Source organism: Nocardiopsis salina YIM 90010 (assembly GCF_000341025.1).
Lineage (GTDB): Bacteria > Actinomycetota > Actinomycetes > Streptosporangiales > Streptosporangiaceae > Nocardiopsis > Nocardiopsis salina.
Genome location: NZ_ANBF01000005.1, coordinates 17,598 through 44,221, shown reverse-complemented (window position 1 = coordinate 44,221; position 26,624 = coordinate 17,598). Strand labels below are relative to the sequence as shown.

The following is a 26,624-nucleotide window of genomic DNA, read 5'->3' as shown; positions in this document are numbered from 1 at the left end:
ATCGGTGTTCACCGAACAGGCCCTAGCTAGGGCCGCGTCGGTGTGTGTGCGCGTGAGCGCCGGCGCGGGGCCAGCATGATCACGCCGGTCACCGCGTAGGGCAGCACGAACAGGGTGAACACGGCCGGGTGGCCCAGTGCGGTGCTCAGCCCGGCGTAGGCGGCGAAGGTGGCGATGGCGAGCGTCTCGGTGCCCAGGCCCGCCAGTGAGGTGACGGTGGCGCGGGAGCGGCCGGTGATGGTCTCCTGCAGGCGGGCGTCGGCCACCACGGCCAGCATCTGGTGGACGGCGAACCCGGCTCCCAGCAGCACCCAGCCGGCCCAGGTGCCCAGGTGCACGCCCGCGGCCGCGGCCAGGGTCGCCGCGACCAGGGCCAGGCCCAGGACGGGGCGGGGCCACAGGGCCGCGCGTGCGGCCAACAGGCCTCCGGTGGTGACCAGGGCCCAGACCACGAGCAGCACGGCCGGGACGGTGGCGGCGGGTACGCCGGCGTCGGAGGCCAGCAGGGGGATGTATTCCTCCAGGGACTCCCAGAAGGTGGTGGCCACCACGAGCAGGATCAGGGCGTTGCGCACCGGGCGGCTGGTGCGGACCTCGTGCAGGCCCGAGCGCAGGGTCTGGGCGTAGCCCGGTTCGGGCTCGTGGTGGGGGCGGGTGGTGCGGTGTTCGGGCAGGGCCAGGCCGGCCAGGGAGCCGAGCACGCACACGGCGATGCTGGCGGTGCCCACGGCTGCGTAGCCGCCCAGGGCCATGGCGGGCACGGCCAGTAGGGCGGCGGCCCCGACCGAGGCCACCCCCAGGGCGCGGGTGATGCCCATGATGCGGGCGTAGTGGTCGGTGGCTGCGCGGTGTGCCAGTTCGGTGTGGACCAGGGCCTCCAGGGCCCCGGAGGCCAGGGCAGCGCCGGCGCCCCAGAGCACGAACCCGGCGGCGAAGGCGGGGTAGAAGGGCGCCAGCAGCCACAGGGCGAAGCCGGCGCCGGTCAGCACAGGTGCCAGGGCGAGCAGGTGGCGGCGCGGGAGGAGGTCGGCCAGGGCCCCGGAGGGCACGGCGAGCAGGACGCCGGTCAGGGACCAGATCACGAACAGGGAGCTGATCTGGGCCACCGAGAGGCCGCTGTGTTCGAACAGCAGCGCGTAGACCGGGTACAGGAGCACGAACTCCTGGCACACGGCGTAGGCGTACAGGGGTCTGGTCAGGCGTGGCAGGCGCGCGTGGGCGCGCCGGGACCTGTCGGTCATGGAGGTCTTTCGGGTCGGCTCCGGTCGTGGGCAGCGGTGTGGGGCCTGGTGGGAGGCCCTCGTGCCTGCGGGGTCGACCGACCTCGGGCGTGGAGTTAACGTCGCTTGTGCATGGCTTCAGGATGCCAGAGGGCGCGGGCAGGGCGCTATGGCTTTTCCTGTTGCGGGGGTGTTGGCGCCGTGGTGCAGCAGTGTGTGGGGGTGCCCCGGGCGAGGGATCGGCGGTCTCTGGTCCACTGGAGCCCATGAGTATCGAAGGTGGGGACCGGCTGGCGCGTGATCCGTTGCCGCTGCGGGGGAAGTCCGTCGTGGTGAGCGGGGTCAGCCGCCGTGCGGGGATCGGTTATGCCACTGCGTGCCGGTTGGCGGCCTACGGGGCGAGCGTGTTCTGTCACCACTTCTCGCCCCATGACGAGGAGCAGGACTGGGGTGGCGACGACCTGGAGGCCGTGCTCGAGGGGGTGCGCTCTCATCTGGTCGATGGGGCACGCGTGGCCGATCTGCATGCTGACCTGGCCCGGCCCGAGGCTGCTGAGCGGGTGGTCGCGGCGGCGGCCGAGGAGTTCGGCCACCTGGATGCTCTGGTCTGCAATCAGGCGCTGAGCGGCTCCGACGGGGCGCTGGGCGAGCTGAGCGCCGCGGACCTGGACCGCCACTGGGCGGTGGATGCGCGCGCCTCGATCCTGCTGGCCCAGGCCTTGGCTGCCCGCCACGAGGCCGGCCGCGCCTCGTCGGTGGTGTTCTTGACCTCCGGGCAGGGGCTGGGGCCCTTGCCGGGTGAGGTGGCCTACGCGGCGGCCAAGGCCGCTCTGGCCGGGGTGAGCACGACCATCGCCGACCAGCTCGCCGATCGCGGTATCCGGGTCAACACCGTCAACCCCGGTCCGGTCGACACCGGTTACCTCAACGATCAGATGTGGCGGGAGGTCGAGCCGATGTTCCCGCTCGGCCGGTTCGGGCGCCCTGACGATCCGGCCCGGCTCATCGCCTGGCTGTGTACCGAGGAGGCGTCCTGGGTCACCGGGCAGGTCATCAACACCGAGGGCGGGTTCGGGCGCTGGCGTGGCCGGGGCGTATGAGCCGGACGTGAGGGCTCTTGCGGGCCGGTGGGGGCAGCGTGCTGCTCAGCGGGGCTGTGGGGTGATCCACAGGGCTTCGGCGGCCACCAGTCCCAGGGCCTGGTGGCGTTCGCTGTCCTGGTCGGAGGTGTGCACGGTGATCTCCATGGAGCCGGCGAAGGCCTGGTGGCGTTGTACTCGCACGCGCATGCCGATGCCGATGTCGACCTCGGCGAGGTAGCGCAGCAGGTCGGGGTCGGTGTCGTTGACGCGCACGATGGTTCCGGCGGTGCCCTCGTCGGCTTCGGAGAGCAGCAGGGACTCGCGTTGGACGATGTCGCCCTCGCGGGTGGGGATGGGGTCGCCGTGGGGGTCGACGACGGGTTCGCCCAGGTGGGCGGCGATGCGGTCGACGAACTTGTCGGAGACCACGTGTTCGAGGATCTCGGCCTCGTCGTGGACCTCGTCCCAGGAGTAGCCGAGTTCGGCGACCAGGTAGGTCTCGAGCAGGCGGTGGCGGCGCAGGACCGACAGGGCGGCCTTGGTTCCGGCTTCGGTGAGGCTGACGGCGCCGTAGCGCTGGTGTTGGACCAGGCCGAGTTCGTTGAGTTTGCGCAGCATCCCCGAGACCGAGGAATTGGACACCGACAGCCGTTCGGCCATGCCGGAGATGGTCACCGGGCCGGTGCCCCTCTCCTGGAGGTCGTAGATGACCTTCACGTAGTCCTCGACCGACGTGGACGGTCGTGTCGGTGCGTTGTCCATGGCCGTAACCGTACCTTGAACGCTGTGTGGGCGGCCATCTCGTGCTTGGGCCCTGTGGACGGCCGCCGCCCCGTCCTGGCGCGCTTCCGCTCCCCCGCGGATGCGTGTGCCCGGTGGGCCGGTCGGGGTTGTGGTCGGTGTGGTGGTGTTCGAACGGATCGTCCTTGTGGTGCGGGCCTCGGGGTCGGTGCAGGTCGTGGCGTTGCTTGGTGTGCGAACTGCGCTATGATTCGAACATAAGTTCTATTTCGGCACTCCTTCCCCACGGGCCTCGCCCGTGCCGAAACCGGCGTATCAGGGGAAGGGGCGGACCATGGCGCGTTCGAACACACACGTGGACTTCGTGCATCTGAACGTGGTCTCCTCGGCCTCGCCGCGCTACGGCACCGCCGAGCCCGAGGAGCTGGTCCAGCGGGCCGCTGAGCTCGGTCAGGGTCTGCTCGCGCTGACCGACCGCGACAGCGTCTCCGGCGCGGTCAAACACGTGCGCGCCTGCCAGAGGGCCGGGGTGCGCCCGGTTCTGGGCTGCGACCTGGCCGTGGCCGCGCCCGGGGGCGGGCGGGTCCTGCTGCTGGCGCGCGGGCGCCGCGGCTGGTCCTGGCTGTGCCGGCTCATCACCCGCGCCCACGAGCACGACCCTGCGGCCCTGCCGCTGCAGGAGCTGGAGCAGGCCCAGGACGTGGTCGCTCTGTTGGGGCCCGGCTCCGACGTCGGGCTGACTCTGGCCGCGGGCCGCCCCGGCCAGGCCGAACGCCTGCTGAAGCGCTGGCACGCACGCACCGAGACCGTGTTGGAGGCCGTCGAGCACTACCTGCCCGGGCAGCGCTCCCAGGCCCGCTCCCTGCTGGCCCTGGCCGAACGCACCCGCACCATGGCCGTGCTCACCAACGCCGTGCGCTACCCCGCCCAGGAGGGCGCCGAGGTCGCCCACGTGCTCGACCAGGCCCGCCGCTGGCTGCCCGGGGGCACCCCGCCCGGCCCGGCCACCGCACAGGCCCACCTCAAGGACGGCGCCGCCATGTTCGAGGTGGCCCAGCGCCTGGTGGGCGAGCCGGCCGCTGCACGGCGGCTGATCGCCCACACCAACGCCCTGGCTGCTTCCTGTGCCCTGGACCCCGACGCCGACCTGGGCATGGACCGGACCCATCTGCCGCGCTTCGAGGGCCCGCGCGAGCACCTGTGGCACTCCTGTGAGGAGGGCCTGCACCGGTTGGGCCTGGACCGCGACGACGAGGCACGCCACCGGCTCGCCGAGGAGTTGGGCATCATCGAGCACAAGGGGCTGTCGGCCTACTTCCTGACCGTGGCCGGGGCCGCCGACCGCATCCGTGACAAGGGCATCCGCTGCTCCATCCGGGGATCGGGCACCGGAAGCCTGGTCAACCACCTGCTGGGCATCTCGGCGGTCAATCCCCTCGACCACGGGCTGCTCATGGAACGGTTCCTGACGCTGAGCCGCAAGGGCCTGCCCGACGTGGACCTGGACGTGGAGTCGGCGCGCCGCCTGGAGGCCTACGACGCCGTCTTCGCCGCCTATCCCGACACCGCGTGTGTGTCGATGATGGAGACCTACCGGGCCCGCAGCGCCATCCGCGACGTGGGTGCGGCCATGGGGGTGCCCCCGCACGAGATCGACCGCCTGGCCAAGGCCTTCCCGCACGTGCGGGCGCGGCGGATCCGTTCGGCTGCCCAGGACCTGCCCGAGCTGCGGGGCCTGGACGGGTCGGGGGTCAGCGCCGAGACGGCCCGCACCCTGTTCCGGCTGGCCGAACACCTGGACGGGCTGCCCCGGCACGCGGCGATGCACCCGTGCGGTCTGGTGGTCTCCGACTCCTCCCTGGCCGAGCGCACTCCCCTGCTGCCCAGCCGTGCGGGCTATCCCATGGTCGCCTTCGACAAGGACGACGTGGAGGAGATGGGTCTGATCAAGCTGGACGTGATCGGGGTGCGTATGCAGTCGGCCATGGCCACCGCCCGCGAGGAGGTCGAACGCACCACCGGCAGCGCCCCGGACCTGGAGGAGCTGCCCCAGGACCCGCACGTGTACGAGATGGTGGCCTCCTCCAACACCCTGGGCTGTTTCCAGGTGGAATCGCCCGGCCAGCGCGAGCTGGTCAGCCGTTTGCGCCCGGCCTGTATGGAGGACCTGATCGTGGACATCTCCCTGTTCCGGCCCGGCCCGGTGGGCAGCGACATGATCGGCCCCTACCTGGAGGCGCGCGATGGCAAGGCGCCGGCGCGTCCGCCCGCGCCGATCCTGTCGCAGGTGCTCGCCGAGACCGGCGGGGTGGTGGTCTTCCACGAGCAGGTGTTGAAGGTGCTGCACACCATGACCGCGTGCGGGCTCGATCGGGCCGAGGCGATGCGCCGCTGCCTGAGCAGTGAGCAGGGGCGCGAACAGGTGCGCCAGGCCTTCACCGGCATGGCCGCCGACTGCGGGCACGACGAGGCCACCGTCGCCCAGGTCTGGCGGGTGCTGTCCTCGTTCGGTTCGTTCGGGTTCTGCAAGGCCCACGCGGCCGCGTTCGCGCTGCCCACGTACCAGTCGGCCTGGCTCAAGCGCCACCATCCGGCCGCTTTCTACGCGGGGGTGCTCACCCACGATCCGGGGATGTACCCGCGCCGGGCGGTGGTCGAGGACGCGCGCCGTTTCGGGGTCGCGGTGCTGGGGGTGGATGTGAACCGTTCCGGGCAGCAGTGGCGGGTCGAGCTCACCGGGCAGGGTGTGTGGGGGGTGCGGGCCTGCCTGGAGGACGTGCGGGCCTTGAGCGGGGCCGAGATCGAACGGATCCTGGCCGAGCGGCCCTTCCACTCGTTGCCGGATGCGGCCGCGCGGGCGCGCTTGTCGCGTGAGGCGTTGGACAACCTGGTGCGGGTGGGGGCCTTCGACGCGCTGTACGGGATCGGTGAGGAGACGGGGGCTGTGCACCGGCGTGAGTTGTTGTTGCAGGTCAGTGCGTTGGAGCGGGCCGGGCGCACCCGTGTGGGTGCGGGGCAGTCGGCGTTGGAGGTGGCCGGGTCGGCCCCGCAGGCGCACCTGCCGCCGATGAGCGCCGAGGAACGCACCGGGGCCGAGCTGCAGGTGCTGGGTTACGAGGTCGAACGCCACCTGTTGGAGGGCCACGCGGAGGTGTTGGCCGCGCTGGCCGCCGATCACCATCTGGTGCGCGCCCGCGACCTGCACCTGGTGCCCACGGGAGGCCAGGTGCTGGTGGCGGGGGTGAAGGTGGCCACCCAGACCCCGGCGGTGCGTTCGGGTCAGCGCATCATCTTCACCACCGTGGACGATGCCACCGGTCTGGTGGATCTGACCTTCTTCGAATCTGTGCAGGAGCGGTGCGCGGCCACGGTCTTCGGTGCGTGGTTGCTGGTGGCGCGCGGTCGGGTGCGCCGTGCGGGGTCGGGGATGGCCACGGTCACCGCCACGCACGCGCTGGACCTGGTGGAGCTGGGCCGGGCCTGGCAGGAGGGCGGCCGGCCGGGGCTGGCGCGGGCGGTGCACGCCCCGGGTGCTTGCGGGCCCGGTGTGGGCGGGGGCCGTGTGCGGCATGTGACCGGGATGACGGTCTCTCCGTATGCGGATCTGCGTTCGGACCCGGTGCCCTCGCGCGGGCTCTGGCACGCCAGCCCGGGCAGTTCGGGCGGGTGAGCCCGGGCGGGGCGGTCAGCGGGCGCTCAGGGGTACGGCGGCCTTGAGCAGCATCTCCTCGTACTCGGCCTGGGGGTCGGAGTCGAGCACGATCGCTCCGCCGGCGCCGACGGTGTACCGGCCGCCTGCGCGTACGGCGGTGCGGATGACGATGTTGAGGTCGGCGGCGCCGGTGTCGGCGATGTAGCCCAGAGCGCCGGAGTAGACGCCGCGGGCCGAGGATTCCAGGCGGTCGATGATCTCCATGGTGCGCAGTTTGGGGGCGCCGGTCATCGATCCGCCGGGGAAGCAGGCGCGTACGGCGTCCAGGGCGTCGACGTCGGGGCGCAGGTGTGCGCGCACGGTCGAGACGAGTTGGTGGACGCTGGCGTAGGACTCGGTGTACATGAATGCAGGTACTTGGACGCTGCCGGTGCGGGCGACCCGGCCCAGGTCGTTGCGCAGCAGGTCGACGATCATGAGGTTCTCGGCGCGGGTCTTGGCGTCGGTGGCCAGGGCGCGGGCGGCGTGGGCGTCGGTGTCGGGGTCCTCATGGCGGGGTGCGGTGCCTTTGATGGGGCGGGACTCGGCCACGCCGTCGGGGTCCACGCGCAGGAAGCGTTCGGGTGAGCAGCTCAGGACGGTGAGGTCGTCCAGGCGCAGCAGGGCGGCGTAGGGGGCGGGGTTGGCGCGGCGTAGGCGGCGGTAGAGCTCGAGGTCGCCGGTGTCGTCGTCGGGCAGGTGCACGCGGTCGGTCAGGCAGATCTCGTAGCTCTCGCCCTGTGTGAGTTGGGCCAGGCATTCCTTGACATCGGTGAGGTAGCCGGCGTGGTCGCGTTCGAGCAGGTCGGCGGCCTCGGGGTGGTCGGTGGTGGGTCGGGTGGGCGCNTGGTGGAGCCACTGGCGGGCGTGGGGTGCGTGGTCGTTGCTGACCAGGTAGGTGCGCCGGTGGTGGTGGTCCACGGCCACGAAGCGGTCGCAGCGCATCCATACGGCATCGGGTGTGGGGGCGGTGTGGGCGGCGTGGCCTCCGCAGTGGGCCTTGAGCTCGTAGCCGAAGTAGCCGACGTGGCCGCCGGTGAAGTCGAAGGGCAGGTCGGGGTCGGTGGGTGCGGGGGTGCGGCGGCGTTGCAGGGCGGTGAAGATGTCGCCGCTCTCGTGGTGCCCGCTGCCGTCGGGGTGGCGTACGTGCACGTTGTTCTGGTCGACGTGGTGGGTGAGGATCTCGCCGGTGGCCGCGCCGAGGAAGGAGAAGCGTGCGGGGCCCTGGGGCAGGGAGCTGTCGAGCCAGAAGGCGGGGAGGGTGTTGCCGTACAGGCGCTCGAAGGCGGCCTCGGTGTCGGTTTCCCAGGGCAGGACCTCGACCAGGGGTGCGGGCCGGGTGGGGGTGGTTCCGTTCGGGGGTGCGGGGGCCGGTTCGGGGGGTGGGGTGTCTGCGGCACCGGTGGCGCGGGGGCGGGCCAGGGCGGCGAAGTTGTCGATCAGGGTGCGGCCGCCCTCGCTGGCCACGGATTCGGGGTGGAACTGCACGCCCCAGCGGGGCAGGTCGTTGTGGGCCAGGCCCATCAGGACGCCGTCCTCGGCCCGGGCGGTGGCCTGCAGGGCCGGGGGCAGGGGTTCGGCCACGGCCAGGGAGTGGTAGCGCACGGCGGTGAAGTCCTGGGGCAGGTGCGCGAACAGGCCGGTGTTGCTGTGGTGCACGCGGGTGAGGTGGCCGTGCAGGGGGCGGGGTGCGCCGGTCACGTCGGCGCCGGCCAGGTGGGCGATGGCCTGGTGGCCCAGGCACACGCCCAGGACGGGCAGGGCGGTGGTGGCGAGCAGGTCGGGCACGTGGCCCAGGTCGCGGGGGTGCTGGGGGCGTCCCGGTCCGGGTGAGAGCACCAGGGCGTCGAAGGCGGCCGGGTCGAGGCGGCCCCAGGCGGGGTCGTCGTTGGTCACCACGGTGGGCCGATCGCCGGTCACCGTGGCCACCAGGTGCGCCAGGTTGTAGGTGTAGCTGTCGTGGTTGTCCACGAGGAGAACGCGCATGCTCGCCCCTTTTTTCCGCTCTGCGGTATTCCAGGGTAGGGCGCTGCGGTGGGCGCCGGTGCGGGCCGGGGCGGTGCAGGCGTTCGTCCACAGGTGGCAGGGCGCCTCTGGTGCCCGGGCCCGGGTGCGGGTAGAACTACGGTTGAGGGCTCTGTTCGGGGCCCGGTGCGCCGTAGCGGATGGAGAGCGTGGGTGATCTCATGGCCGCGATCCTGGTCCTGTTCATGCTGGCCATGGGTGTGTTCGTGGCCGTGACGGTCTCCGCGGCCGCCCAGGCGGCCGCAGGTCCGCGCCCGGGGGGCCGCGGCCCCCGCGGGCCCTTCTCCCGGCTGGCGGGGCCCGAAGGTGATCGGGAAGTGCCCGCGGGCATGGACCCGGCCCTGGCCGAGCTGCGCATGCGCTACGCCCGCGGTGAGATCGGCCGCGAGGAGTTCCTGCAGCGCAAGATCGACCTGGAGTGAGCCGGCCCGCGCCGCGGGCCCGCGCCGGGGTCCCTGGTCCTACTCCCACATCAGGCGGTGGGCGGTGGACACCTGCACCGGGTCACTGCCCAGGTGGGCCAGCCACACCTGCTGTCCGTGCCCGTGTCGCGTGTAGAGCACCTGGCCGTCGCTGACCCAGCGGCACCAGGCCCGTTCGAAGGCGCGGGCGCCCTGGCGGTTGCGGCCCAGCAGGGCAGGGACGGCGTGGTGCACAGTGGTGACCGGTACGCGCGCCCCCAGGGCTGCGCGCCAGGTGTGGGCGCGGCGGGCCGCCTTGTGGGGCGCGCTGGTCAGCACGTGGCGGGCCACGATGTAGCGGGGGTGTTCCACCAGCGGGGCCAGGACCTCTTCCAGGCCCTGGGCGAAGTGGTCGGCGGCCCGGCTCCCGGCCCCGGTCAGGGTGAAGCGGTAGATGCCGTCGGTGTCGCAGTGCACCCGCACCCCCTGGGCGCCCACCGGTGCGTGCCCGGCACCGTGCAGAGCGTCGGCCAGGGCTGCGGCGTAGCGGGCCGTCTCGACCGGGAGCGCGGCCTCTGCCAGGACGCGGGCAGCGTGGCGATGGCGGCGCCGCAGCTCCAGGGCCCCGGCGGCGGCCGCGCACACCGCGGCCCCTGCGAACCAGCCCGGTGCGGCCCACCCCGCGAGGACGAACAGCACGGCCAGGGCGGCCAGGATCCCGGTGGCGGGGGTGAGCAGCTGCGGGGCGCCCTCGGTGGCGCGCGCCCCGGACGGTGTGGTCACTGCGCCCGGCGCGACCGGGGCAGGCAGGTCCTGGCCCGCATGCGCTGCGGTGGAGGGCGGGCGCCGGTGCTCGCGTACGCGCAGGGTCGGCAGGAGGGTGTCCTGGTAGGGGGCGCCCACGTTCCACCGTTGCCGGGTGCGGTGGCGTTGCGAGGCGCGGGTGAGCATGCGGGCGTTGAGGGCGTCGGTCTCGCTGGGCGGGCTGTAGGGCGAGAGGGAGGCGTCGATGTGGGCGATGCCGCTCATGATCTGCCCGTCCTCGTCCACGCCGAGGTATCCGTCGTGTTTGCGCACGAACCGGTCCCAGTCGGCGTGCCCGCGCGGGTGGTCGTGGTCCAGGCACACGACCGTCCAGGTGTGGGCGCACTTGTCGGGCCAGTGGGGGTCCAGGCGCAGGGCGCGTCCGCGGCTCTGCACGACGGCGGTGGGGGTGGTGGCGGTGGTCAGGTCCACGACGGTGTTGACGCCGCGGGCGTCCCACCCCTCCCCCAGCAGGGCGCGGGTGCCCACGAGCACGTGGCTGTGCCCCTGTTCCAGGAACCGCGTCAGGGTGGTGGTCCAGGTGCGTGAGATCCAGGATCCCTCGATCACGTGCAGGCCCTGGTCGGGGCGGGCGCTCAGGTTCAGGCCGGGGTGTTCGGCCCGGGCGAAGGCGAGCAGGTCTTCGGTGGTCTCGGGCCCGCACGCCACGGTGCGCCCGGTCACCAGCAGCGGGTGCAGGCCGCGGGTGCGCGGGTCGGAGGCCAGCAGTTGTACCTGCAGGCGGGCCGATCCGGAGTCGGGGGCCAGGACCTCGCGCAGGGCGGCCGGTAGGCGTGAGCCGGCGCGTTCGTGGTCGCACAGCACCAGGGCGCGCAGCCGCTCGCCCAGGTGGGTGTGTTCGGCGGCCAGGATCTCGACGGTGGCGTGGGACTTGGCGTCGCTGCGGGCCAGGACGCGGTCCACGGGTGAGGTGCCCCGGCGTACGCCGTTGCGGGTCAGGTGGTGGCCCACGGCGGGCAGGGCGGTGCGGATGCGTCGGAGGGCGTCCTGGTCGCGGTCGGGGTCCAGGCCGGTGCGGGTGTAGGCGCCGATCAGGGCGGTCCAGTCCTGGTCGGTGGGTGGGCGGCGGTGGTGTTCGAGGGTGCGGGCTCCTCGGGGCAGGGCGCACAGTCCGGCGTGGTGCAGGCGTAGGACGGCTTGGGCCAGGTCGGGGGTGGAAGCGGCCACGTGGGACCAGTCCAGGTGGCCGCCGGAGTCGGTGGGGCGGTGCACGAAGCGGGTGTCGATCCAGGCCAGGAAGTCGGTGCTGGCAAAGCCCGGTCGGAGCAGGTCGGTGCACAGTTCGGTGAAGCGGGTGCCCTGTTCGGCGAGGTAGTGGTGTTCGGCGGCGGTGGGGTGGGTGAACCAGGCCAGTTCGGCGAAGGGGGCGAGGTGGCCCTGGCGGATGAGGGCGGGCACCGAGGCGCCGACCACGGGGGTGCCGAAGAGGCGGTCCACGAGGTCCTTCTCGGTGCTGGTCAGGGTGGTGGCGGGGGTTCCGGTCAGGCCGATGACGCGGGCGCGGGGCAGGTCGGTGAGGATCTCGTCGATCAGGCGTCCCCAGACCTGGAGCAGGTGGTGGCACTCGTCCAGGAGCAGGGTCAGGGGCCCGGCTTCCTGCAGTGCGCGCACCAGGGCGCGCCCGTTGGGGTGCAGGCGGTCGCGCACGGGGGTGGTCGAGCGGCCCTCGGCGTCGGTCTCGGCCTCGGGGTCGAAGACGGCCAGGGACTGGTAGGTCAGGACGGTGACCTCGTGGTCCAGGTCCGGTCCGGTTCCGGCGGTGGTGGGGGCGCCGTCGTTGCGTCGGAAGGAGCGCCAGTGGGAGAGCCATTGGCCCTGGATGGCGGTGTTGGGCACCAGGACGATGGTGCGCCGTCCCAGGCGGCGTGCGGCCTCCAGGCCCACGAGGGTCTTGCCGGACCCGGGCGGCAGAACGATCCAGGTGCGCTCGTGCCCGCTGCGCCAGCGTTCCTCGACGCGCTGCAGGGCCTGTTGCTGGTACGGGCGCAGCGCGTGGGGCCAGTGCGCGCTCTGCATCGTCTCCATGGGCCTCTCCCCCGAACGGCGCCCTCGGGGTGGGCTTCGATGGCCCGGGCGCCTGCGTACCAGTGTGCGACGGCGGCGCCCGGGCTTGGGTTGCGGGGGCTCAGCCCTGCATCTCTTCCAGGGTCTTGCCCTTGGTTTCGGCCACGAACTTCCACACGAACAGCAGCGACAGCAGCGCGAAGCCGGCGTAGACCGTGTAGGTGGCGCTCAGGTTCCAGTCGCTCAGGGACGGGAAGCTGACGGTGACCGCCCAGTTGGCCAGCCACTGGGTGGCGGTGGCCACGCCCATGGCGGCGGCGCGGATGCGCAGCGGGAACATCTCCCCCAGCAGCACCCACACGACCACGCCCCAAGACAGGGCGAAGAAGAGCACGAAGGAGCTGGCGGCGATCAGTGCGACCACGCCCCAGACCTGGGGCAGGGCGACCTCTTCACCCTGCACGACGGCGTTGGAGAAGGCCAGCGCGGCGGTGGCCAGGGCCAGGGTCATCCCGGCCGAACCGATGAGCAGCAGCGGCTTGCGGCCGATGCGGTCCACGAGCAGGATCGCGATGACCGTACCGATGATGTTGACCACCGAGGTGAACAGGCTCAGCAGCAGCGAGCTTTCCTCGTCGATGCCCACCGACTGCCACAGCGAGCTGGAGTAGTAGAAGATGACGTTGATGCCGACCAGCTGCTGGAAGGCGGAGACGCCCATGCCGATCCAGACGATGGGCAGCAGGCCGTAGCGCCCGGCCAGGTCGCGCAGCTTGGGCCGGACCTCCGAGCCCAGGGCGCGGCGGATCTCGGTGATGCGCCCCTCGACGGCGTCGGCCCCCTCGATGCGGGTCAGGACCGCGCGGGCCCGGTCGGCCTGGCCCACGCGCACCAGGTGGCGGGGCGACTCGGGGATGCAGAAGCTCAGCATGATGTAGAGCGCGGCCGGGACGACCTCGATGCCCAGCATCCACTGCCAGGCCTGGACGGGCCCGAGCATGTTGGCGGCGCTGCCGCCGGCGAGCTGGGCGATGGCGTAGTTGACCAGCTGGGAGCCGGCGATGCCCAGCACGATCGCGAGCTGCTGCAGGGAGGCCAGGCGTCCGCGGTAGGCGGCCGGGGAGACCTCGGCGATGTAGGTCGGTGCGATGACCGAGGCCAGGCCGATGGCCACACCGCCCATGATGCGCCAGGCGGTCAGGTCCCAGATGCCGAAGGGCAGGGCCGAGCCGATGGCGCTGAGGATGAACAGCGCGCCGGCGATGCGCATGACCGGCAGGCGGCCGAACCGATCGGCGAGCTGGCCGGTCAGGGCCGCGCCCAGGACACAGCCCAGCAGGGCCGAGGCGACGGTGAAGCCGAGTGTTCCGGGTCCGACGTCGAAGCGGCCCTGGATGGCGTCGACGGCGCCGTTGATGACGGAGCTGTCGTAGCCGAACAGGAACCCGCCCATCGCGGCGGCGGCCGCGATCATGGTCACGTGGGCCAGGCTTGCCCCGCCGGCGCCGGGGCGCGCGGCCCGGGACGCGTCGGTCGAGCTCATGGTGGTTTCCTTCCCCCAGGGGGTGCCCGGTGCCCGTGGGGGGTCGGGTCGGCAGATCCGGGCGGTGTGTGCGTACGTTCGGGCCGGCAGGGTTTCGGACATCGGTGAGGCCCGGGGGTATACCGGCTGCGCAGGACCTTACTACTAATACTTGACGTAAGTCACCCCAGGGGGCGCAGTGAATCACCATAACCCCGGTGAAGTGGTTGTTCGGCCAGGTGAGGGGCCCTTCAGCCTTCCATGTCGCGGTACACGGCGCAGTACAGGCGTGGACGGGTTCGTTCGGGGCGCCGCGGTGGTTGCAGATCATCCCTTCCTCGGAGTGCGCCCCGTGGAGGCGGCAGTGGCCGGTGCTGCCCACCCACACGCACGGCGGTGTGCGCTACGGGAGTGTGGCCGCTGCGGCGGGGTGAGCGGTTCGATCACGGCGCCTGGGCGGGTCGGTCGGGGCGCAAGGGGTGCAGGTCCAGTCCCGTCTCGCGGCCCAGGGCCAGTTGCGCGGCGACCCTGCCCTGGAAGGGGCCCAGGGTCAGCCCCAGGGAGTCCAGCCCCGTGGCGACCACGACCCCGGGCACGGCTTCGATCGGGCCCAGGAGCTGGTGTCCGTCGTGGGTGGCCGGGCGGAACCCCACCCGGGCCTGGGCCAGGGTGGCCTCCTGCAGGCCGGGCATGGTCGCCAGCGCCGTGGTGAGCAGCTGGGACAGTTCCCCGGCGGTGGCGCGGTAGGTGAAACCGGCCTCGGGTCGGCGCGTTCCGGAGGTGGAGATCCGGTCGGGGGAGAAGGCCACGGCGTGGAAGTCGTGCTCGCCGAAGCGCACGCCGGGCCAGCTTCCGGTGCGCTGACCGGGCAGGGCGAAGTGCGCCATCTGCCCGCGTACCGGCAACACCGGGAGCTGGAACCCGGTCGGGGCAAGCAGGGAGGCTGACCAGGCGCCCGCGGCCACGACCGTCACCGGGGCGCGCACCTGCTCCTGGCCCACGCGGACCCCGGTGACACGTTCGCCCTCCCACACCAGGTGAGCCTGGCCCGTGCGCAGGTGCAGGCCGCGTTCCCGGGCGGCCTCGACCAGGGCGTGGCGGGCCAGGGCACCGTCCAGGCGCGCCCCGCCCTCGATGTACACGCCCCGGTCGCGCTCGGCCAGCAGGGGGAAGAGCTCGTGCGGGGCTCCCGGCTCCAGGCGCTCCACCCGTCCCATGGTCTCGAAGCCCTCGCGGCCGGAGAGGGAGTCCATGAGTTCGAACCCGGAGTCGGCGCCCTCGGCCTCCACCGACAGGGCGCCGGTGATCTGGTACCCGGGCGGGTGGCCGTCCTGCTCGAGTTCGGCCATCAGGCGAGGCAGATGGGCCGCGGCGGCGAGCTTGAACGCCCAGTCGGCGGGGGTGTCCCAGGGGAAGGGCCAGGGGTGGATCACCCCGGTCCCGGCCGGGGTCGCCGCCCCGGTGTGGGAGGAGGCCACCAGCATGGTGGAGGCGCCCTGGCTGCACAGGTGGTGGGCCGCGGCGGCGCCCACGATGCCGCCGCCGACAACGATCGCGTCCATGGACCTGGCCTGCCCCGGCCGGGGGCGGCGAACACGTGCCTGCAGCGCGGGTGTGCCATGGAGGCCTGTGCGGTGTGAGCCCACGGTAGGTTTGGCGACCGAACGTGCGCGGCCTTTTGCGCTGCGTGATCCCCTTCCCCATTCGGAGGTCACCCCACGTGGACGCCCACTACCGAGGGACCGCCCTCACGCGCCGCCCCTCGCCCGAACTCGACCGGGGTGTGCGCACCCACCTGGACTACGCGCCCGTGGACCCGGTGCTGGCCGCGCGCCAGTACCTCGTCTACCAGGAGGCCCTGGCCTCCGCGGGCTGGCGGGTGCGCGAGGTGGCGGCCGATCCGGGCCGGCCCGACTCGGTCTTCGTCGAGGACACTCTGGTGGTGTGCGAGGACCTGGCCGTGCTCACGCGCCCGGGTGAGCACAGCCGGCGCGAGGAGGTCCGCGGGGCGGAGAAGGCCGTACGGGAGCTGGGGTTGCGCGTGGCCCGCATCGAGGAGCCGGGCCATCTGGAGGGCGGTGACGTGCTCCAGGTCGGCACCACCGTGTACGTGGGTCTGGGCGGGCGCACCGACGCCGGGGGCGCCGAGCAGCTGGAGCGGCTGCTGGCCCCGCTGGGGCGCACGGTGTGCACGGTGGCTCTGGGCCGGGTGCTGCACCTGAAGTCGGCGGTCACTGCACTGGCCGACGGGACGCTGGTGGGCCTGCCCGAGTTGGTCGAGACGGCTGCTCTGCCTGCGGTCCGGCCGGTGGCCGAGGAGGCGGGCGCGCACGTGCTGCCCCTGGGCGGGAGCGAGGTATTGGTCAGCGCGGCCGCGCACGAGACCGTGCACCGGTTGACGGCCGACCACTGGAGGGTGCTGCCGGTGGACATCTCCGAGTTCGAGAAGCTCGAGGGGTGCGTGACGTGCCTGAGCGTTCTGGTGCCCGACCCGGCCCGGTGAACCTCTGCCCGTAGCAGAAGAGCGAACCCCGCGGCGGCCCCGGGCGTCGGTTCCGGTGGAGTGTTCGCCGGGGCGAGGGAGAAAAGCCGTGCTCGTACGCAGCCAGACCCTGACCGACCAGGTCGACTACGCCTACGCGGCCATGGCCCAGGGGCCGGCCAGGGTGGTGTGGACCGCGGGCGCCTGCCCGTTGGACGCCGGGGGCAACACGGTCGCCGTCGGCGACGTGCCCGGCCAGGCCGCGCAGGTCATGGACAACCTGGCCACCGCCCTGGGCGAGGCCGGTGCGGCGTTGACCGACGTCGTCAAGACCACGGTGTATGTGGCCACCTCGCGCCAGGAGGACCTGGTGGCGGCCTGGGAGGTCGTGCGCGGGCACATGGGAGAGCACGACGCGCCCAGCACGCTGTTGGGTGTGGCGGTGCTGGGCTATGACGAGCAGCTCGTGGAGGTCGAGGCCGTGGCCGTCCTGCCGGAGCAGTGATGCCCCGGGGCAGGGTCACAGGCGCTTGACCTCGGTGAGGTCGATGTCGAGGGCGTAGGGGCGGGCCGTGAGCAGGCGGTCGTGGTGGATCCCGGTCAGGCCGTAGGCGCGGCCGGCGGGGTCGAGTTCGTAGGTGTAGACGACAGGGACCCCGTCGTTGTTCTCCACACGCCAGAAGTAGACGATGCCCGCCCCCGCGTACAGCTGGGGCTTGCGGTCGCGGTCGCGTTCGGTGGACTCCGGGGAGACGACCTCCACGGCCAGGACCACGTCCCGGGGGAAGAACGTGGTCTGTTCGTTGTCGATCGACGCGGCCTGAACCACCATCAGGTCCGGTTCGGGGCGCTGGCGCGGGCCCAGGGTCACGGTCATCTCGCGCCGAACGCGGTAAGGGGCGGGGGCCTCCGCACGCATCGCCTGCACCAGAAGGTCCAGGACGATGCTGTGGAAACCCTTCTGGGGACTCACGAGGACGAGGCTCCCGTCGATCAGCTCGGTGTGTGGGGGAAGGTCGGGCAGAGAGTCCAGATCCTCGGCTCTGAAGCCCTCGACGGGCGGAACCAGCCACTCGGGGACAGGCTGAGCCATGCTCTGCTCCTCGTTCTCGTGGTCTTCGGAGCTCATCTTAGCTATCGCCCTCCTTCGCGGGGTGGTGTTCGCCGAAGATACCCAGCGCGCCCGGCCAGGGCTCGGACCGGGAAGATCGATCACAGCGTGTGACCGAACCGGGCGCGCACGTGCACCACATGGATTACGTTGAGGAGTCGTTCACCTTCGTTACGTGATGAAAGCAGGGGTGCCGGTTTGCCCGCCCAGATCCGACATGTGTGCCCGGAGCTGCGTGATTTGAGTGTCCAACCCACAGTGTCCGAACTGATCGACGGTTATCGCGTGGCCCGGTGGGACGCGCCGTGGGCGTTGGAACCCGAATGCAGAGAACGCCTGCACGCCCTGTTGCGCGTCCTGGCCGCCCGTGCCTTCGTCGCCGACCACTCCGACTACTGGGACGCCCGGGTGGCCGGCGGGTTCTTCGACCGCATCTCGACGCTGGCCCTGATCCTGGGCCCGGACGGCTCTCCCGTGGGCTGGGGCGGCTACCACCGCCACCGGTTCGCCGGCCGACGGGCCCTGTACCTGGATGCGGCCGGGGTCGATCCCGACCACCGCCGGTTCGGACTCTCGGCCGCCCTGACCCTGCATTTCATGGTCCGCGAGATCCTGAGCCGGCCCTGGGCGGCCACCTACGTGCTGCTGCGCACCCGACACCCGGCCGTCTACGCGGGCTGGCGCAAGGGCCTGGGTGCGGGCCGCGTCCATCCCAACGAGCACCGGGCCGTCCCCGCTCAGGTCCGGCACGTGGCAAAGGAGGCGGCCCGTTGGCTGGGCGACGGGCCGGGGCTGGAACCGGGTGAGCTGCTGGTGCGTGATGCCTACCGCATGTTCGAGGGCCGGGTCTACGGGTGCGAGCCCACGTGCGGGGACGAGCGCATCGACGCCTACTTCGCCGACCGGGTCGGCGACAAGGACGCCGTCATGGTGGTGGCCCGCCTCAACGCGCCCCTGCTGGCCGCGGTCATCGCCGCGCGCCGCCTGCGCGAGCTGCGCCGTGGTCACCCCTGGGCCGGGTTCAGGACCGGCCGGCGCCGGTGAGGTGGGACGGATCCTGGAGCAGCTCGGCCACGTCGCGTACACGGTCCACGGCCCGGGCCAGCGCGCGGCTGTGCGACCAGGGCATCAGTGGGCTCTGGGCCAGCCCTTGGCGCAGGCACCGGGCCAACTCCAGGGCCTGGAGTCGGTGAGTACCCGCCCCGAGTTCGCGGTGCAGGCGCTCGGGCCCGCTCTCGTGGCGGTACAGGACCGCGTCGGTGGCCCGGCCCATTCCCTGGATCTCGATGCGCCCCGCCGAACCGGTGATCACCGTCCGGGCCGTGTCGGGGCGTGAGGCACAGGTGAGGGTGGCTGTGGCCCCGCCGCCCCCGCGAGCCAGCACCGTGGCCAGGGTGTCGACCGTGCGCCCGGGTGCCAACTGCCGGGCCGCTCCGAGCACGGTCAGCTCCCCCAGGTACCAGGTCGCCAACGAGAGCGGGTACGTGCCCAGCACCGACAGCGCCCCGCCCCCGTGTTCGGGGTCGAAGAAGGGGTGTGCGGCCTCGTGGGCGAGCCCGGCTCCGAGTTCGGCGTGCACCGAGAGCAGCGATCCGATCGCGCCCTGCTCGACCATGTTCCGCACCAGGCGCTGTACGGGGACGTGGCGCGGGGCCGAGCCCTCCATGAGCAGCAGGTCCCGGTCCCGGGCCGCTTGGATCAGTTCCGCGGCCTGCAGGTCGTTGGCGGCCAGTGGTGCGCGCACGAGTACGTGCTTGCCCGCGTCCAGCGCGGTCAGGGCGTGGGTGTGGTGCCAGGGGTGCGGGGTGGCCACGTACACCGCGTCCACGCCGGGGTCGGCTGCCAGGCGGCGGTAGCTGTCGTGGGCGGCCCGGGCCCCGTGGGTACGGGCGAAGGCCTGGGCCCGCGCCCGCGTGCGCGAGCCGACCGCGGCCAGGGGCGTGCCGGGCGCGGTGGCCAGGGCTCGGGCGAAGGCGTGGGCGCTGTGACCGGTTCCCATCAGGCCCCACCGGGGGGAGGGCTCCTCTTGTGCCATGAGGGCATCCTAAAAACAGGGAGAACTCGGGTAGGACAGGGGCAGATGCTCGGTTTCGCGGCCGGTGGACCGTACTGTGGCCTGGGAACCGGGGCCCCGCGGGCCCGTGCGGGAGACCGAAGGAGGAGGAATGTCGGAGACGCTCGCCCAGAGACTGGGAGTGCAGGCCGGCGACCGGCTGCTCGTCCTCAACGCCCCCGAGCGTTACTTGCGCCTGTTGGACCCGCCCTCGGACCTGCACATCGATCTGGGCCCGGTCGAGGGCGCGGTCTACGACGACGTGCACCTGTTCACCCTGGACCGGGGCACGGTCGAGAGGGAGAGTTCGCGGACCTTGGCCGCGCTGAGCCCGGGCACCCGGTTCTGGGTGTGTTTTCCGCAGAAGGGTGGCACGATCATCACCGATCTGGCCGCCGACAAGGGGTGGGACACCTTCGTCGACGCCGGGTGGCGCAGCACCGCCCAGGTGCCGATCGATTCGGACTGGGCGGCGCTGCGGTTCGAACCCGCTGCGGGTTAGGGCCGTGTTCAGGAACGGGACAGGTGCACCGATCCGCTGACGGTGTCGATCCTGATCTGGGCGTCGGCATCGGGTGAGGTGTCCACGCCGATCTCGCGGTCGCCGGAGGTGGAGTCGCCGCTGACGTCGTAGCGGCCCTGGGGCACCTGGGCGCGCACACTGCCGCTGGTGGTCTCCACCGTCAGCGTCTGCAGCTCCTGGCCGCTGTTGATCTCGACGTCGCCGGAGACGCTGGAGAGGTCGGCCCCGGTGAAGTCGCCGACGGTGACGTCGCCGCTGGTGGAGTCGGCCTCCACCTCCTGGCCTGCGTAACCGGACAGGTCCACCCCGCCGGAGGTGGTCTCGGCCCGGGCCCGCTCGCCCTCACCGGTGGCACTGATGTGGCCGCTGGTGGTCTCGGCCTCGACGGAGCCCTGAACGTCGGCCAGTTCCACGCGCCCGGAGACCGCCTCGGCCCGCACCTGGCCCTGGTGGTCGGAGACGGTGATGTCGCCGCTGGTGGTGGAGGCGCCCAGTTGCCCCTGCAGCCCGGAGGCCTCGACGGGGCCGCTGACGGTGGTGAGCTCCAGGTCGGTCTCGGTGGGCACGGTGATCTCGTAGTCGGCCGAGCAGGTGGTCAAGAACAGGCCCGGGCCGGTGCAGCCGGCCTCCACCTGCAGGCTGTCGCCGGATTCTGTGACCGATTCGTCGACCCCGCGCAGGGGGCTGGTGGAGAGCGTGCGCTCGAGCTGGACCTGTTCGACATCGGCGGGGACGATGCGCACCGATCCGTTGGTGCGGTTGTCGATCTGCACGCGGGCCCCGGCGTCGTAGGTCTGGGAGGCCTGCTCGCGGGTGACGGCGACGTTGCCCAGCACCGACAGGACCGTGGCCGCCACCAGGGCCAGGGCCAGCAGCCCGCCCAGGAACAGCCACAGGCCCACGCGCGAGCGGCGCGGTTCCTTGCTGGAGGAGGCGTAGAGTCCTCGGGCCTTGAATGTCACGTCGTTCCCCTTCTTTGTGGAGGTGTGTGGTCCCTCCGTCGGTCCTCGGTGTGTTCAGAGCCGGTCGGCGCCGCGCAAGAAACGCAGGACCGCCTGTACACGGCGGTGGTCGTGGTCGTCCTGGCCCAGGCCGAGCTTGGTGAAGATCGACCGGATGTGTTTTTCCACGGCGCGTTCGGTGATGGTCAGTTCAGCGGCGATGCCGGCGTTGTTGAGCCCCTGGGCCATGACCTCCAGGACCTCGGTCTCGCGCGGGGTGAGCGCCTCCAGGGCGCGGTCGCGGTTGCGGCTGAGCAGCTGGGAGACCACCTCGGGGTCGATGGCGGCGCCGCCCTGGGCGACCCGGCGCAGGGTGGCCAGGAACTCCTCGATGTCGGCGACGCGGTCCTTGAGCAGGTAGCCGACCTTGGTGGCGCCGGCGCCGAGCAGGTCGGCGGCGTAGCGGCTGACCACGTGCTGGGACAGCAGCAGGACCGCCACGTGGGGGTGTTGGCGGCGGATGCGCACGGCGGCCTCGATGCCCTCCTCGGAGTAGGTGGGCGGCATACGGATGTCGATCAGGCACAGGTCGACCTGCGGGTGGTCGGCGACCGAGGCCAGCAGGGCCTCGGCGTCGCCCACCTGGTCGAGGATGTGCACCCCCGATTCCTCCAGCAGCAGCGCCATGCCGCCGCGCAGCAGGACCGAGTCCTCGGCGATGATGACGCGGGGCCCGCTGTTGTCGGCGGGTGCGGGGTGGTCGGTGCGGCCGTGCACTGCTCATGCCTCCCACGGGATGTCTGCGGTCAGGACGGTTCCTCCGCCCTGCGGGGTGCTCACGCTCAGGTGGCCGTCGACGGCGTCGACGCGGTCCCAGAGCCCGTACAGGCCGGTGCCCTGGTCCGGGTCGGCTCCTCCGACACCGTCGTCGGTGACGCTCACGCGCAGCAGGGCGCGCTGGGGGTGTGTGTTCTCGATGCGCCGGGCGTGGATGCCGATGTGGTCGGCGCGGGCGTGCTTGGCGACGTTGGCCAGCGCCTCGCAGACCACGTAGTAGGCCACGCCCTCGGCGCGGGCGGAGGGGCGCCGGTCCAGGTCCACGTCCAGGCGGACCGGGACGGGGGCGCGTTCGGCGGCCACGGGCAGGGCCCAGGCCAGGCCGTGGTCGGTCAGGACCTTGGGGTGCAGTCCGCGGGCGACCCGGCGCAGTTCGTCCAGGACCTCGCGGGAGTCCTGTTGGGCCTGGGTGATCAGTTCCAGGGCCCGGTCGGGGTCGGTTCCCACGCGCGCGCGTGCGCGGGTCAGGGTCAGGGCCAGGGCGAGCAGGCGTTGTTGGGCGCCGTCATGCAGGTCTCGTTCGATGCGGCGCCGTTCGGCCTCGGCGGCGTCGACCATGCGCAGGCGGCTGTCCTGGACGTGCATGAGGCGGCGCCGGACGCGGGCCTCGGGGGCCTCCAGGAGCAGGGTGCGGTGCAGGTACATCTCCGAGTCCACGACCAGGGGTGCCAAGCGGATCCCGGCCAGGGCGGCCAGTGGGGCCAGCAGCATCAGGGCCAGGGGCCACCACAGGTCGGCGCCCTGGGCGCCGCGGCTCAGGACCACGACCAGGCCCAGCAGCGCTCCCAGGGATGAGGCGCCGCCGCAGACCACGAGCACGACGGTGGTGCCGGCCAGGATCAGCCCGTGCAGGCCGGCGACGGTGCTGTAGATGACCATGGACCAGGCGCGGGCGCCGAAGAGGAACCGCCAGGTGCGCAGCAGGGGGCCGGCGGTGGGCAGTGGGTCGGGGGTGTGGGCCTGCACGATGCCGAAGACGGTGTCGAGGCGGTCGCGTTGGAGGCGGCAGGCCAGGCGGGCGGTGAGGGTGGCCGCCACGCACAGCAGGGCGGCCAGGGCCAGGACGTGCCACGACGGGGCGGGGAGCATGTCCAGCTCGGTGCTCCAGGGCAGCCAGGGTCGGGCCAGGGTCAGCACCAGGGCGGTCACCGCGGCGGCCAGCATCAGGGCGGGCAGGAGGTAGAGCGCGCCCAGCGGCAGCGATGTCAGAAGGTGCAGGATCTCCACGGCGCGTTGTTGCCAGGCGGGCCCGGGGCGCTGTGGGTGCGCCGGTGGTGCGGTGTCGGTGTCGTGGCTGCTCACGGTCTCAAATCTAGGCTCCGGGGGCTGGGGGATCGATCCCACCACCACGTGGATGCGGGGTAGTGCGACCACCACCGCGGGTCGGGGTGGGCGGGGTGCAGGGAACCGTGGCGGCGCTGTGGTGCGTTGGCAGGGGTGTGACAGGCGAAGGGGTGCGGGTGCAGCAGGGTGTGGGCGCGGCGGGGCCGCAGGTGCGGTTGGTGCGTGGTTGGTGGGCCCCGGCGGCGGTGTCGGCGGCCGCGTTGACGTGTTGGGGTGCGGCCGTGTCGGGGGTCTTCGCTGCTCTGTGGGTGGTGCCCCCGGTGTGGGAGGCGGCCGGTGGTCCCGGTGGCGGTGCCGGGCGCAGGGTCTGGGTGGTGGGTGTGTGCGCGGTGCTGGTGGTGGTGGCCGCGCTCGTGCTGCAGTTCGTGCCGCGGGCGCTGGGCGCTCGGGCGCCGTTGCGGACCTCGTTGGTGGTGCTGGCCGTCGCGGTGCCGACCGGTGGTGTGGCGGTGCGCGAGGAGGACCCGGTGGCGTTGGCGCTGGTGGGCTCGGCCGTTCTGGTGTGGGCCTTCGTGGTGGCGCGGTGGTCGCTGGCCGGGCGCCGCATGCTCTGGCGGGCCCCGGTGGCCCTGGCGGGGTTCGCGGCCACGGTCGCGGCGCTGTGGTGGGTGCTGCCCCGGCCCGAGGGGGCGTGGACGGGTGCGCCCCAGCCGGAGGATGTGTTGGGTGCGGCGGTGCTGGATCATCCCGAGTGGGAGCCGGTGGGTCTGGCCGAGCACGAAGGGGTGCAGGAGGTCCACCTGGTCTACGAGCACGCCGGCGGGGCCCGGCTGCGGGTGCACACCCACGAGGGAGTCTCGGCGCCGACGCTGGGGTGCGCCCAGGCCGAGGCGCGAACGTGCGAGCAGGTCGACACGATGGTGGTGCGCCAGGACGAGCAGGCCCCTGAGCGCATCGCCGATGTGCGAATGCCTTCCGAGCAGGGTGGTGTGGTGCTGTTGCGCTGGCAGGGGGCTCAGGAGGGGCCTCAACCGCTGACCGAGTTGGCGGCCCAGGTGCGGGCGGCCGGTGCGGGTGATGCCGGGTGGTTGGAGGATCTGCCCGAGCCCGGTTGAGGAGCGGGGCGGGGCCGGGACGGTCTTTGGTCCCTTCAGCGGGGGTGGTGGGGGCGGCTACCCTGGGTACATGTACGGGCCGCGGGCCGGCCCCTGCCACTATCCCTGGCAGGGGCCGGCCCGCGGTGCGTGTGGGGGTGTTTCAGGCGCGCAGCGTGTGCAGCAGCGCGTTCCACTCGGTGGCGGGCACGCTCAGGTGCCCCAGGGTGCGGTGCTGGGTGTCGCGCAGGTGCGTGGTGGGGCCTTCGGCGACCTCCACGCAGTTGCCGCCGCCGCCGTCGCTGTAGCTGGACTTGTGCCAGTCGTTCATGTGCTCGCTCGCTCCTTGTCGATGCGTCGGATCAGATCGAGTGTGGCCTGGGTGGACCGTGCTTCGGCCTGCATCGCTCCGAAGAGGGTGTAGGCCTGGCTGATCTGTTCCTGTTCGTCCACGATCTGGCCCCCCAGTGCGTTTTCCAGGTAGAGCACCGATCTCCGTGCGTCCAAGGAGGCCAGACGGAATGGCGCGCACAACCCGGGGTTGTCCGTCAGAGGAAGGGCTTGGAGTCGGATCGTACCGCTCTCGATGAGGAAGGTGATCCATTTCAGCTGATCGCCGAGAATCTCCGGTGACCCGATGGGCCGGCTCAGGACGCTTTCGTCCACGACGAGCCAGAGAAAGGTCCCCCGGCGGCGAATGTCCTCCAGTCGTGTGGTTCGTGCCCGCACGAGGTCTTCGATCACCTCGGTGTCCGAATGGGGGTGGCGCGCCCGGATCAGGGTGCGTGCGTAGTCCGCGGTCTGCACGATGCCGGGGATCAGCACCGACTGGTACTCGCGTATGTGGCGGGCCTTGTGCTCCAGGGCGAGGGCGTCGCGGAAGTGCTCGGGTACGGCGCCCTCGCGCAGGGTGTCCTTCCAAAAACGCACGAGTTCGCCCTCGGTAGCGAACAGATCGTCCATTTTGTCGACCTGGGTGCGGTTTGCCACCCGTGTGGCGCGTTCGATGTGCCCGACCATCCCACCGGTCACACCCAGACGTTTTCCGAGCCGGGACTGGGAGAACCCGTGTTCCACGCGGAGTCTGCGTATCTCCGCACCGAAGGGGCGCCACTTCGCGGCCGTGTTCTGCGTCATGGGAACATTAAACGACGGAATGCGACTGCCCACTACCGGATGCTGCGACAAAGGACAGTTTTTTTGTTTTCGTGGCTCGGCGGGCGCGGGCGCTGTACACAGTCCAGTGCGGGCGCACACACCCAGAGCGTGCGCCGCGAACCGCCACGGGGGCCGAGTCGAACGGTCCACCTCCACATGAAAGAGGCACACACCGTGCGTTCCATCTCGGCCGACCTCACGGTGCCCCGTCGGGTGCGGGTCACCGGCCCCCACCGGTCGGGGCTGTTGTGCGGCAGTTCCCCGGCCCATGTACGCCTGGCCCGGCAGTGGGCCCAGGCGGCCTCGGGGCGCGGGCCCGGGCAGGCCTGCGACCTGTCCTTGGTGGTCAGCGAGTTGGTGAGCAACGCGCTGCGCCACACCCGTTCGGGTGAGCCGGGAGGGACGGTGCGTGTGGAGGTCGAACGCCTGGAGTGCGGGTTCGTCGTGGCCGTGACCGACGCCGGCCCGCCGGCGGGGGTGGAGGCGATGCCGTTCCCGCACACGGATCCGGGGTGTGCGGGGTTGGGGCTGCGGTTGGTGGAGGCGCTCTCGGTGTGCTGGGACTGGTACGGCAACGCCGGGCAGCCCCTGACCGTGCGGGCCCTGCTCTATGAGGGGTAGGGCCTGTTCGGCCAAGACCGATCACCTGCTGCGCGAGGCCCCGGCGGCATTCTCGCTGTGTTCTCATCGCTCGGCAGGCCCCCGCCCTGGGCCCCGCGGTGCGAAACTGCCGGGCTTGCGGGCCGTGCACAGCAGGGGCGCTCCCTCTTCGGCCCTGCGAGAGCACCTCCCGATGCGCCGTTCGCAACGGAAGGCATCGACCGAACAGGCCCTGAGCCGTGCACGCTGGGGGTGCGCGCACAGGGCCCGGGGGTACGGTCTTCAGCCGTCCAGGTGGTCCAGGAAGTCCACCAACGCCTCGTTGACCCGGCGCGGGCGTTCCTGCTGGGTCCAGTGCCCGCACCCGGCCAGGGTGTGCTGGGCGTGCAGCTTCGGCGCGATCAGGTGCAGGGACCGGCGCAGTTGCGAGACCCCGTGCAGGGCGGTGACCATGTCCAGGTCCCCGACCATGTACAGCGCCGGGACGTCGATGGTGGCCCCGGCGAAGGGCGACATCAGGCCCTGGTTGCGTTCGATGTTGCGGTACCAGTTGAGCGGGCCGGTGAAGGCGCGCTCGCCGTGGTGGGAGAAGTCCTCGGCGAAGGCGGCCACGTCCTGGGCGTCCAACCACTCGGGCAAAGACGCGGGCTCGGGCATGGTCTCGAGCAGCTGCATGCCCTCGGGCACCACCCAGGGCACGGGCTTGTCCAGGGCCGGGTTGTCGCCCGAGCCGCCGACCAGGATGCGGCGCACCGTGGCGGCCGGGTCGGCTGCCAGCTGGGCGTCGACCACACCGGGCTGCTGGAACAGGACCTGGTAGAAGCCCTCGCCGTAGGTCTCGCGGGTCACCGAGGGCGGGGGCATGAAGGCGGGCGGGGCCGGGGGGACACTGAGCCCGGCCACGGCGCGTACCACGTCCGGGCGCATCATGGCCCCGGACCAGGCCACGGGAGCTCCCCAGTCGTGGCCCACCACGACGGCCTGCTCATGGCCCAGCGCCCTGATGAGGCCGATGAGGTCGCCCACCAGG

23 protein-coding genes and 1 pseudogene (2 of these 24 cut by a window edge) are annotated in these 26,624 nt (G+C 72.2%); 9 read left to right on the top strand and 15 right to left on the bottom strand.

The window, feature by feature from the left end; genetic code table 11:
* Nucleotides 1-26: 26 nt before the first annotated feature.
* Nucleotides 27-1,241: an MFS transporter gene (locus tag D474_RS0100785; RefSeq protein ID WP_017611698.1), complete on the bottom strand. Its 1,215-nt coding sequence runs from the start codon at nucleotides 1,239-1,241 to the stop codon at nucleotides 27-29.
* A gap of 245 nt (nucleotides 1,242-1,486) precedes the next feature.
* Between D474_RS0100785 and D474_RS0100780 the strand changes: the two genes are divergently transcribed.
* Nucleotides 1,487-2,320 (top strand): SDR family oxidoreductase, encoded by an 834-nt coding sequence (locus D474_RS0100780; RefSeq protein ID WP_017611697.1) that lies wholly within the window; start codon nucleotides 1,487-1,489, stop codon nucleotides 2,318-2,320.
* Nucleotides 2,321-2,365: 45 nt separating this feature from the next.
* Here D474_RS0100780 and D474_RS0100775 read toward each other — a convergent pair whose 3' ends face one another.
* Nucleotides 2,366-3,064, bottom strand: a complete 699-nt coding sequence (locus tag D474_RS0100775; RefSeq protein WP_017611696.1) for a metal-dependent transcriptional regulator — start codon at nucleotides 3,062-3,064, stop codon at nucleotides 2,366-2,368.
* Between the two features lie 313 nt (nucleotides 3,065-3,377).
* Between D474_RS0100775 and D474_RS0100770 the strand changes: the two genes are divergently transcribed.
* Complete coding sequence (locus D474_RS0100770) at nucleotides 3,378-6,713, top strand: DNA polymerase III subunit alpha (RefSeq protein WP_017611695.1); 3,336 nt, start codon at nucleotides 3,378-3,380, stop codon at nucleotides 6,711-6,713.
* 15 nt (nucleotides 6,714-6,728) lie between these two features.
* On the opposite strand, the gene pabB is transcribed toward D474_RS0100770, so the two are convergent.
* Entirely contained in the window at nucleotides 6,729-8,720 is a 1,992-nt protein-coding gene (gene pabB / locus D474_RS0100765; protein ID WP_017611694.1) for an aminodeoxychorismate synthase component I, read from the bottom strand.
* 179 nt (nucleotides 8,721-8,899) lie between these two features.
* Between pabB and D474_RS0100760 the strand changes: the two genes are divergently transcribed.
* The gene (locus D474_RS0100760; protein WP_017611693.1) at nucleotides 8,900-9,181 is read left to right on the top strand and encodes an SHOCT domain-containing protein; all 282 of its coding nucleotides are present in this window, start codon (nucleotides 8,900-8,902) and stop codon (nucleotides 9,179-9,181) included.
* Between the two features lie 39 nt (nucleotides 9,182-9,220).
* On the opposite strand, the gene D474_RS0100755 is transcribed toward D474_RS0100760, so the two are convergent.
* The 3 genes from D474_RS0100755 to D474_RS0100745 all read right to left on the bottom strand — a co-directional run bounded on the left by D474_RS0100755 (nucleotide 9,221) and on the right by D474_RS0100745 (nucleotide 15,073).
* A complete protein-coding gene (locus D474_RS0100755) occupies nucleotides 9,221-12,010 on the bottom strand; it encodes a DEAD/DEAH box helicase family protein (RefSeq protein WP_017611692.1) in 2,790 nt (929 codons plus the stop codon).
* Between the two features lie 100 nt (nucleotides 12,011-12,110).
* A complete protein-coding gene (locus D474_RS0100750) occupies nucleotides 12,111-13,532 on the bottom strand; it encodes a sugar porter family MFS transporter (RefSeq protein ID WP_017611691.1) in 1,422 nt (473 codons plus the stop codon).
* A gap of 422 nt (nucleotides 13,533-13,954) precedes the next feature.
* On the bottom strand, nucleotides 13,955-15,073 hold the full coding sequence (locus tag D474_RS0100745) for an NAD(P)/FAD-dependent oxidoreductase (protein WP_017611690.1): 1,119 nt from the start codon (nucleotides 15,071-15,073) through the stop codon (nucleotides 13,955-13,957).
* A 158-nt stretch (nucleotides 15,074-15,231) separates the two neighbouring features.
* On the opposite strand from D474_RS0100745, the gene ddaH reads away from it, so the two are divergent.
* A complete protein-coding gene (gene ddaH / locus D474_RS0100740; RefSeq protein WP_017611689.1) occupies nucleotides 15,232-16,014 on the top strand; it encodes a dimethylargininase in 783 nt (260 codons plus the stop codon).
* Between the two features lie 142 nt (nucleotides 16,015-16,156).
* Nucleotides 16,157-16,498 carry a RidA family protein gene (locus D474_RS0100735; RefSeq protein WP_083931694.1) on the top strand — a complete coding sequence of 114 codons (342 nt, stop codon included), beginning with the start codon at nucleotides 16,157-16,159 and terminating at the stop codon, nucleotides 16,496-16,498.
* A 15-nt stretch (nucleotides 16,499-16,513) separates the two neighbouring features.
* Here D474_RS0100735 and D474_RS0100730 read toward each other — a convergent pair whose 3' ends face one another.
* Nucleotides 16,514-17,122: a Uma2 family endonuclease gene (locus tag D474_RS0100730; protein WP_017611687.1), complete on the bottom strand. Its 609-nt coding sequence runs from the start codon at nucleotides 17,120-17,122 to the stop codon at nucleotides 16,514-16,516.
* A gap of 240 nt (nucleotides 17,123-17,362) precedes the next feature.
* Between D474_RS0100730 and D474_RS0100725 the strand changes: the two genes are divergently transcribed.
* Nucleotides 17,363-18,148: a hypothetical protein gene (locus D474_RS0100725; protein WP_017611686.1), complete on the top strand. Its 786-nt coding sequence runs from the start codon at nucleotides 17,363-17,365 to the stop codon at nucleotides 18,146-18,148.
* Here the strand turns inward: D474_RS0100725 and D474_RS0100720 are convergent.
* Entirely contained in the window at nucleotides 18,126-19,139 is a 1,014-nt protein-coding gene (locus D474_RS0100720) for a Gfo/Idh/MocA family protein (protein WP_026118052.1), read from the bottom strand. The genes D474_RS0100725 and D474_RS0100720 overlap by 23 nt on opposite strands.
* Nucleotides 19,140-19,269: 130 nt before the next feature.
* Between D474_RS0100720 and D474_RS0100715 the strand changes: the two genes are divergently transcribed.
* A complete protein-coding gene (locus D474_RS0100715; RefSeq protein ID WP_017611684.1) occupies nucleotides 19,270-19,659 on the top strand; it encodes a hypothetical protein in 390 nt (129 codons plus the stop codon).
* Between the two features lie 8 nt (nucleotides 19,660-19,667).
* Here the strand turns inward: D474_RS0100715 and D474_RS0100710 are convergent, their stop codons facing one another.
* From D474_RS0100710 to D474_RS0100700, 3 genes are read right to left on the bottom strand one after another with little or no spacing between them, the layout of a single operon-like run.
* Nucleotides 19,668-20,642, bottom strand: coding sequence for a DUF4097 family beta strand repeat-containing protein (locus D474_RS0100710; RefSeq protein WP_017611683.1), 975 nt, complete (start codon nucleotides 20,640-20,642; stop codon nucleotides 19,668-19,670).
* Between the two features lie 54 nt (nucleotides 20,643-20,696).
* Entirely contained in the window at nucleotides 20,697-21,398 is a 702-nt protein-coding gene (locus D474_RS0100705; protein ID WP_017611682.1) for a response regulator transcription factor, read from the bottom strand.
* 3 nt (nucleotides 21,399-21,401) lie between these two features.
* Nucleotides 21,402-22,760 (bottom strand): sensor histidine kinase, encoded by a 1,359-nt coding sequence (locus D474_RS0100700; RefSeq protein WP_017611681.1) that lies wholly within the window; start codon nucleotides 22,758-22,760, stop codon nucleotides 21,402-21,404.
* A 158-nt stretch (nucleotides 22,761-22,918) separates the two neighbouring features.
* Between D474_RS0100700 and D474_RS0100695 the strand changes: the two genes are divergently transcribed.
* Nucleotides 22,919-23,857 carry a hypothetical protein gene (locus D474_RS0100695; protein WP_152476544.1) on the top strand — a complete coding sequence of 313 codons (939 nt, stop codon included), beginning with the start codon at nucleotides 22,919-22,921 and terminating at the stop codon, nucleotides 23,855-23,857.
* A 142-nt stretch (nucleotides 23,858-23,999) separates the two neighbouring features.
* On the opposite strand, the gene D474_RS30730 is transcribed toward D474_RS0100695, so the two are convergent.
* Both D474_RS30730 and D474_RS0100685 read right to left on the bottom strand, forming a co-directional pair.
* Nucleotides 24,000-24,167 carry a DUF397 domain-containing protein gene (locus D474_RS30730; protein WP_017611679.1) on the bottom strand — a complete coding sequence of 56 codons (168 nt, stop codon included), beginning with the start codon at nucleotides 24,165-24,167 and terminating at the stop codon, nucleotides 24,000-24,002.
* Nucleotides 24,164-24,973: a helix-turn-helix domain-containing protein gene (locus D474_RS0100685; RefSeq protein ID WP_017611678.1), complete on the bottom strand. Its 810-nt coding sequence runs from the start codon at nucleotides 24,971-24,973 to the stop codon at nucleotides 24,164-24,166. Before D474_RS0100685 ends, D474_RS30730 begins: the two co-directional genes overlap by 4 nt.
* Nucleotides 24,974-25,150: 177 nt before the next feature.
* Between D474_RS0100685 and D474_RS0100680 the strand changes: the two genes are divergently transcribed.
* Nucleotides 25,151-25,615 carry an ATP-binding protein gene (locus tag D474_RS0100680; protein ID WP_017611677.1) on the top strand — a complete coding sequence of 155 codons (465 nt, stop codon included), beginning with the start codon at nucleotides 25,151-25,153 and terminating at the stop codon, nucleotides 25,613-25,615.
* 261 nt (nucleotides 25,616-25,876) lie between these two features.
* Here the strand turns inward: D474_RS0100680 and D474_RS27220 are convergent.
* Nucleotides 25,877-26,624: pseudogene (locus D474_RS27220) on the bottom strand (alpha/beta fold hydrolase); its annotated part runs 60 nt beyond the window's last position; the annotation flags it as partial.
* Nucleotides 26,580-26,624, bottom strand: partial view of an alpha/beta fold hydrolase gene (locus D474_RS33075; protein ID WP_239646968.1) — the 3' end only. 525 nt of this gene lie beyond the right edge of the window; only the last 45 of its 570 coding nucleotides appear in the window; its start codon lies off the right edge, out of view — the gene reads right to left on this strand; its stop codon occupies nucleotides 26,580-26,582. The gene D474_RS33075 and the pseudogene D474_RS27220, both read right to left, overlap by 105 nt.